Raw genomic sequence first — 1,529 nt, 5'->3', positions numbered from 1 at the left:
GCGTATCATGACGCGCCGACGCCCTCTGGTCCGGGGTTAACCCCGGACCAGAGGGCCAACAGCAGCGCCGTCAGAATAGCGGCATGACAACAACCGGGTATAGCTTATTCAAACCCAAAAACTGTCCGATCAGACGGGACCACCTCTGCACGCGAGTCGCGTTAATTAGGGAAACCGACAGTAGTCCATGAAGGGCGTCCTTTTGATCATGATCCGAAAAGGCGTCAAAACTATTGACGCAAGAATGTCAATGTCGTCGCAATCGCCGATTTCCATCTCAGACTAACTCCGAACACCGTCTTTGGTTAGCGCGGTATCCTACATGGCGTTGTGAGAGCAATTCAGGAGTGTTTTGATCTTCGGCTTTACGCCGTCTTCCTGTGGCTAAATTTCAGGCTGCCTCGTATCGAGATCTGAGCAGCACTCATGAAAGGGTACGAGATGCAAACAAGCCGGGCAGACATCGCGGATCTGACGTATTTTCTGACGATTGCCCGACATCGCAGTTTCAGCCGTGCCGCGATCGAAATCGGCGTCAGCTCGTCTGCCCTAAGCCACGCTCTGAAAGCCCTTGAACATCGGATTGGTGTTCGTCTGCTCAACCGTACAACCAAGAGCGTTACGCTGACGGCAGCAGGCGAAGCTCTTGTCGCCAAAATCGGTGAGCCGTTTGAAGCTATCGACACGGCTATGGAAACCTTGAACCGCTTCCGGGACGCTCCCGCCGGCCGGATCCGCCTGAATGTGGCTGTCGAAGCGGCAAATCTTCTACTGGCCCCGGTTATCCCGGAGTTCATGGATCGCTATCCGGACGTAGAATTAGATATCGTTGCCAGCAACAGAATGATGGATGTGACCGAAGCTGGGTTTGATGCCGGGATCCGTTATGGAAATACAGTACCTGAAGGCATGATTGCCCAGAAGCTGTCAGCAAATATTTTTTGGATCATCGTGGGGGCACCGAGCTATCTTGCCCGCTTCGGGATACCGGAGCACCCAGACGACCTCCTTGAACATCGTTGTATCAGCAACAGACTGGGCGATGACCGCATTTACCGGTGGGAACTTGAGTGCGCGGGGAAAGAGATCGAAATTCCTGTTCCAACATCGATCACTGTCGATCAGGCCGAAACCGGTCTGCACGCTGTGCTGGGCGGCGCCGGCCTGATGTATTTGCCCCAGCCGCTAGTCTCGGCCTATCTGGCCGATGGGCGATTGACTCAGGTCTTGCCTAAATGGGCGACCTCTGGTGAGGGCTTTCACATTTATTATTCGAGCCGTCACCAGTTACCGACCGGATTACGGCTGCTGATTGACCTGATCCGGGATTTGCGTCCTATGGGGCTGTAACCCGCCACCATGCGGCACGGTCGCTTGGTGACTCCAGGTCTCGGTTGGCCGCCTCTGGTTAATGCGCAGGTGGAGGGTTCGAAAAACCCATGGTTTTGAGGGTGAATTGCCCCGGGTTTTGTGGAGACGTTTTTTATCTGATTTAAGCGGCTAAAGCATGTGATTTTTGTTGTGCATAA

General features: G+C 54.1%; 1 protein-coding gene. It reads left to right on the top strand.

Going from position 1 to position 1,529, the window contains the following annotated elements:
* Positions 1-426 precede the first annotated feature (426 nt).
* Complete coding sequence (locus LOC54_RS12185) at positions 427-1,350, top strand: LysR family transcriptional regulator (RefSeq protein WP_279314047.1); 924 nt, start codon at positions 427-429, stop codon at positions 1,348-1,350.
* The last annotated feature ends 179 nt before the right edge of the window (positions 1,351-1,529 follow it).

Source organism: Acetobacter sp. AN02 (assembly GCF_029759835.1).
GTDB lineage: Bacteria > Pseudomonadota > Alphaproteobacteria > Acetobacterales > Acetobacteraceae > Acetobacter.
The sequence above is the reverse complement of the archived record's forward strand: the minus strand, read 5'-3'. Positions and strand labels throughout refer to the sequence as shown.

Bases quoted from the DNA above. Each gene is read 5' to 3' on its own strand.
- LOC54_RS12185 (WP_279314047.1), top strand. From the start codon at position 427: ATGAAAGGGTACGAGATGCAAACAAGCCGGGCAGACATCGCGGATCTG.